Genomic DNA, 2,355 nt, shown 5'->3' with positions numbered 1-2,355 from the left:
TCTCCTATGTTTCCTGCTACCAGAACGCTAAACTAACCGTTATAACGATGTCATCACTGTCAATCCTCTACAGCAGTTACTTTTAGACAGCAAGTTCTCTAGCACCACCCAATAATCTACATCTGCTGATAATTCTCAATGGACAATTACTCGGTCGAAGGACTAGAACCTAACCTTGCCGCTGCTTGTGCTTCGGGTTGGCAGCACAAATCACCATTACTCGCCCATGCCGACGAATAACACGACATTTTTCGCACATTTTCTTAACCGATGCTCGAACCTTCATCGTACCCCTTGTCGGATGATCATACAAAACTGGTATATTAACTAATATTTAGCAACTTGTCAAGCATTTATACAAGTTTGGAGATGCTAACCCGTAGTATGGCTAGCTTAAGAGTATGGCTAGCTTAAGTTAACAAAAGGGGCAGTCGTCTCTGTGGTGCTTGCTAACAAACTAGGCAGACTTTGACAGTCAAAATTCACGCAATCTGCAAAGCTAACTAGCTTGCCAGGCGCTACTACTTTTTGTTCTTCAATCGATAGGTGATTCTTCCTTTTGTAAGGTCATAGGGCGTTAGCTCTACCTTGACACGATCGCCAGGAAGAATTTTGATGTAGTTGCGGCGAATCTTGCCGGAAATGTGCGCCAATACGTTGAACCCGTTGTCTAAATCAACCCGAAACATGGCGTTCGGCAAGGATTCAGTCACAGTGCCTTCCATTTCGATCAAGTCTTGCTTAGACAATCAGTGATTCCCCCAAAACCAACCTTTGCTAAAGTGTTTCACAGTCAATACTTAATCTTTACATTAAATTATAGAGTTTTACCAAAAATTATAGAGTCTTATTAAACTATTTGCTAAATCAATCCCTTGGCAACGTGCATATACTCCTTGACAATCCAGTCAAATATGCCGCCTACACTTGTGATGTTAGGGATGTAAATACCTGCCTTAGGTCATCGGTTACTTCCTGAGGCGGACGATCGCCGTTGATGGTAACTAGTAATCCAAGGTTATGATAAAAGTCTAACAAAGGCTTTGTCTGCTGGTGGTAGACGACTAAGCGATTGCGAACGGTTTCTTCAGTATCATCGGCACGGCCTCTGCCCAAAAGTCGAGCTATCAACACCTGCTCTGGAACATCCAAGTTTATTGCTGCACTGCAATGCTGATTAATTTCAGCCAACAACTGGGTTAAGAACTCAGCCTGACTAACATTTCTAGGGAATCCATCTAGGATCCAGCCTGAGGCTGCGTCAGATTGACTGAGACGACCACGCACCATCTCTAAAATTAAGGCATCAGGAACCAGTTCACCCTTGTCCATGTAAGTCTTAGCCTCTAGCCCTAGGGGTGTTTGCTGAGCGACCTCTTGGCGAAGGATCTCTCCTGTAGAAATATGGGGAATCTGAACCAGATTTGCTAAAACTTGTGCCTGTGTACCCTTGCCAGCTCCAGGTGGGCCTAGAAAAATTACTCGTACCACTATTGCTTCACCATTCCTTCGTACCGCTGAGAAATCACATAGGTCTGAATTTGCTTAGACGTTTCAATCGCCACACCCACTAGAATCAGCAGCGAGGTTGCACCCAGCCCCTGAAACGTTCTTACTGATGTCGCACTTTCGACAGCCGTAGGTACGATCGCAACAAGACCAAGAAAAATAGCCCCTAGGAACGTTAACCGATTCAGAATCCGTTCAATATACTCACTTGTTGCTCGTCCCGGACGGATACCCGGAACACTAGCACCCATCTTTTTTAGGTTCTGAGCTACGTCAACCGGATTCATGATTAGAGACGTGTAGAAGTAGCTAAAGAACAAAATAAGCAGAAAGTAAGCAGTCACGTATATCCATCGGCTGGAGCCGCTAGGATTCAACCAATTAGCCACCTGAATTAACCAAGGACTGCCGAAGGACTCTGCCAGAAAAGCGGGCAAGATCAAAACCGATGATGCAAAGATAATAGGCATTACATTACCCTGATTGAGACGCAGCGGCAAATAGCTTTTGCGCTCTAGCTGAGTCTTGCGCCCAACCTGACGACGCGCTGAAATGATAGGAATTTGTCGGCTACCTTCTTGGACGAAGACAATGCCGACAATCATGATTAGGAAAACGATAAGCAGTAGGATAGCGCCACCCACAATGTTGCGGTCTTCGTTAGCGAGTCGGATTGTCTCTTGCAGAGACCTGGGCAAGACAGCCACGATGTTGATGAAAATCAACAAGGAAGCACCATTACCAACTCCACGCTCGGTAATCAGTTCACCGAGCCACATGACAAACATGGAACCAGCCGTAAGTGCAAGGGTAGTCTCAAATACAAAAGCAGGCCCCCAGCTATCC

General features: G+C 45.5%; 4 protein-coding genes. All 4 read right to left on the bottom strand.

Annotation, left to right across the window (positions count from 1 at the left end; translation table 11 throughout):
* Nucleotides 1-169 precede the first annotated feature (169 nt).
* Nucleotides 170-286: a 50S ribosomal protein L36 gene (gene rpmJ / locus NZ772_17575; GenBank protein MCS6815367.1), complete on the bottom strand. Its 117-nt coding sequence runs from the start codon at nt 284-286 to the stop codon at nt 170-172.
* A gap of 235 nt (nt 287-521) precedes the next feature.
* A complete protein-coding gene (gene infA, locus NZ772_17570) occupies nt 522-749 on the bottom strand; it encodes a translation initiation factor IF-1 (protein MCS6815366.1) in 228 nt (75 codons plus the stop codon).
* A 172-nt stretch (nt 750-921) separates the two neighbouring features.
* Nucleotides 922-1,491, bottom strand: a complete 570-nt coding sequence (locus NZ772_17565; GenBank protein ID MCS6815365.1) for an adenylate kinase — start codon at nt 1,489-1,491, stop codon at nt 922-924.
* On the bottom strand, nt 1,491-2,355 hold an 865-nt coding region (gene secY / locus NZ772_17560), incomplete at its 5' end, for a preprotein translocase subunit SecY (protein MCS6815364.1). The genes secY and NZ772_17565, both read right to left, overlap by 1 nt.

The organism is Cyanobacteriota bacterium (assembly GCA_025054735.1).
In the GTDB taxonomy this organism is placed as follows: Bacteria; Cyanobacteriota; Cyanobacteriia; order SKYG9; family SKYG9; genus SKYG9.
The sequence above is the reverse complement of the archived record's forward strand: the minus strand, read 5'-3'. Positions and strand labels throughout refer to the sequence as shown.

Coding starts and splice junctions, on each gene's coding strand:
- rpmJ (MCS6815367.1), bottom strand. CDS start 286: ATGAAGGTTCGAGCATCGGTTAAGAAAATGTGCGAAAAATGTCGTGTT.